This is a genomic window from Zongyangia sp. (assembly GCF_965361945.1).
The window spans coordinates 1-2,988 of the sequence record NZ_CBDTOK010000159.1 but is presented as its reverse complement, the minus strand read 5'-3'; the positions used below and the strand labels follow the sequence as shown (position 1 = coordinate 2,988).

The following is a 2,988-nucleotide window of genomic DNA, read 5'->3' as shown; positions in this document are numbered from 1 at the left end:
GTAGAAGTCGCCGCCCACCTCCTTGGCGGGGGTCATGCCGGCGTAGATGTCGAATTCCCTGCGCTCGGGGAAGGCGGGGAAAATCCGGGGCAGCATATCTGCCTGGATTTGGGTGGCCACGTTCAGCTCCGCGCCGATGCGCTCCTTTTCCGCCGTGACCGCCATAAAGCTGCGGATGTAGGAGATCATATCCTCCTGCATCTTCTGGAATGCGTTTGCCAGCAGCTCCAGCTCGTCCCTGGTGCGAATTTCCGGCACGTTGACGGTAGCCGTCCCGGCCGCCAGCTCCGTCTCGTTATTCTGGATGAAAGCCGCCGTTGCCTGGGTCAGCAGATCGATGGGGCGGATCACCTGCCTCCGGGTCACAAAGAGGAAGAGGAGAATAAAGACGACCGTCAAAGCGGTGAGCAGGGTTGCCAGAACCAGCAGGAAGTCCCGCTGTGTACTCATGACCTCGTTCATGCTGATATCTGCCATCACATAACCGGCCATGCTTCCATCCGGATGCAGCACGGGGGTCATGGCGGTCATCAGCCAGCCGTAGCTCTCATCCCACTGTATAATTGGTTCCACCGGAAGTCCTGCCAGCAGGTTGTCGAGATTTTCCGCAAATGCGCCTACCAGATCCACATAGGAACCCAGTGCGCAATACCCGCCTTCGGAATAGCTTCCGTCTGTATCCACATCCATATCCGAGTCAAAAAGAAAGGTTACTCCCGTCCCGTGGGGACGGACCACATAGAGGTACTCCACATCGTTGTTGTCTGCCATATCCCGAATGAAATTCTGTGTGACATAATAGGCGTCATCCACTTCTCCGGTGGCGTAGTAGCGATCCAGCTCATCCGCATCCAGCTGACTGGCCAGCGTACGAACCAGGTTGGTGCCGAGCCGCACATAATAATCCGTCATGGTGGAACTGAAAATTTTGTAGCTTACAAAAATTGACACAAGACTCAGGGTCACACTCAACAAAATGATCAGTACCGTCAGCTTTTTCCCCAGGGAAAATTTCACCTTTGGCCTCATATCCAATCCTCCCCGCATTACACCCGTACAACCAGTGTATTAAACCCGGCATACCGGCGGTAAAAAAACTCCTTGGCTTTTTCCTTGATGATTTTGATCCCCAGTGTATCCAGGCCCGCGCCGCCTTCCAGGTCAATGGAGTCGGTATCCAGATCGAAGGGGTTGAACGCCTTTCCGTTGTCCCGGAGATGGAGCGTCAGGGTGCCGTCCTCATGAGGCACAATGGTAAACTGGATATAGCCCGCCTCCCCCAAAGGCGCCCGGCTCAGGATCACGGCGCACACCTCCTCCACTGCGATAGCGGCAAAATAGCGCTGTACGGAGGTGGCCTCGATTCCCTTCAGATAGGTGGAGATCTGCTCTCCAAGGGCGCCCAGGTCGGCCCCCTGGTTTTCCACAAACGCGCTGAATACTCGGCCGTCCCCCTGGTCCAGATAGGCCCAGGATCTTTTTCGGCAATTGTAAAGGCACAGCGCTGCCAGGGCGGCCAGCTCCATGCAGGGATAGGTCCACCAAAACAGCTCCACGCCGCCCAGACTGAACAGGAGGCTGAACAGCAGAAAAAACACAAAGGAGCGCAGGGTAAAAAGGAAATAGCTAATGAACTCCCGACCCAAAGCCTGATAGTAGTAGGTCAGCACCATGTTAATCCCCGAGGGGATCACGCACAGCGCGTAGATGCGGATCGCCATGCTTCCCATGGCCAGCTCCTCCGGGGTGCGCAGGCCAAAGGCAAAGCTGACCCACTGCGGGAAACCCAGCAGCAGGATCAGGATGATCAGATTGGCTGCCATAGCCGCCTGAAACGCCTGGCGAAGGGTGCTGCGGATGTTGGCCTGGTTGTGCTCGCCCTGAAATGTGCTCACCATGGGCTGCAGGGCCATGCTGACGGCGTCATAGACAGAGGCGGCGACCAGCGCCACATTAAACACGATGCCGAATACGGCAACGCCCAGCTCTCCGCTGATGGACATCAGCAGATGGTTGCACACCAGGATGGTGATAAGCTGGTAAACATACTGTACCGAGGTTGCAAAGCCGGTGCGGAAGGAGCGGATGACCGAGGCAAGCTGGTATTTGGGCCAGCAAAACCGCAGGCAGCCCCGCTTTTTGAAAAAATGGATGAGGCTGATGAGGATCAGCACGGCGGCGCCCACGCCGGTGGAATACACCGAGCCGGCCACCCCCAGATCCAGCCGAACCACAAAAATGTAGTTGAACAGAATATCCAGCGTATTGCTGGTCACAAAGGCCACGGCGGCCAGCTTGGGGTCGTTGTCGCAGTTGACAAAGTAGTAGAAGGGACCCTGACAGAACATGACGGGCACCAGCAGCAGCTGGGCCCGCACCAGCGCCTCGCTGTTGGCCCAGACCTCGGTTCCGGGCGCTCCGGCGCCCAGGAAGGTAAGTACCTGCGGGAGAAACAGCAGTCCCAGCGCACAGAGGATCACATTGAGAAAGAGGTCGGTCCGCAGGACATTGGCAAAGATACGGTTTCCGTCCTCCTCTTTGCCTTCACTGAGGGCGTTGGCATAGTGAATTGAGCCGCCGATGGACAGCGAGTAGCTGATGGTGTTGAACAGCATGTAGATTGGCTGGCCGATGCTGATGGCCGTCATCCCCACGGGTCCAATCGTGTTGCCCACAAAGATGCAGTCCGCCAGTCCGCCGGCTGCGATGCCCAGGCAGGACAGCAGGCTGGGCAGAAAAAAGCGGTAAAATGATTTTCGTACGAACACGGTCTCCCGCGAAAGAGATCTCATTCCCATTACCCTCCTGACTATGCTTTGGGTACTTGCATCAAGAGGACTCGCTCTCCCCCATGCGCTGCTGCGAAAAGCAACTTAAAGACGTCTGAAAACGCCCCGCATATTACCAGCGCTTTTCAATGGTCAGGACATTTTGCCCCTCCGCGTACTCGTAAGATACCCGGTCCATAGTTTTCTTTACCATAAAGAT

Annotated in this window: 2 protein-coding genes; both read right to left on the bottom strand. The window is 56.4% G+C overall.

What is annotated here, in order from left to right; translation table 11 throughout:
* Window positions 1-1,029: HAMP domain-containing protein (locus ACZ25G_RS09950; protein WP_463682347.1), on the bottom strand; the 1,029-nt coding region annotated here is incomplete at its 3' end.
* A 17-nt stretch (window positions 1,030-1,046) separates the two neighbouring features.
* Window positions 1,047-2,792: an MATE family efflux transporter gene (locus ACZ25G_RS09945; RefSeq protein WP_463682346.1), complete on the bottom strand. Its 1,746-nt coding sequence runs from the start codon at window positions 2,790-2,792 to the stop codon at window positions 1,047-1,049.
* Window positions 2,793-2,988 lie beyond the last annotated feature (196 nt).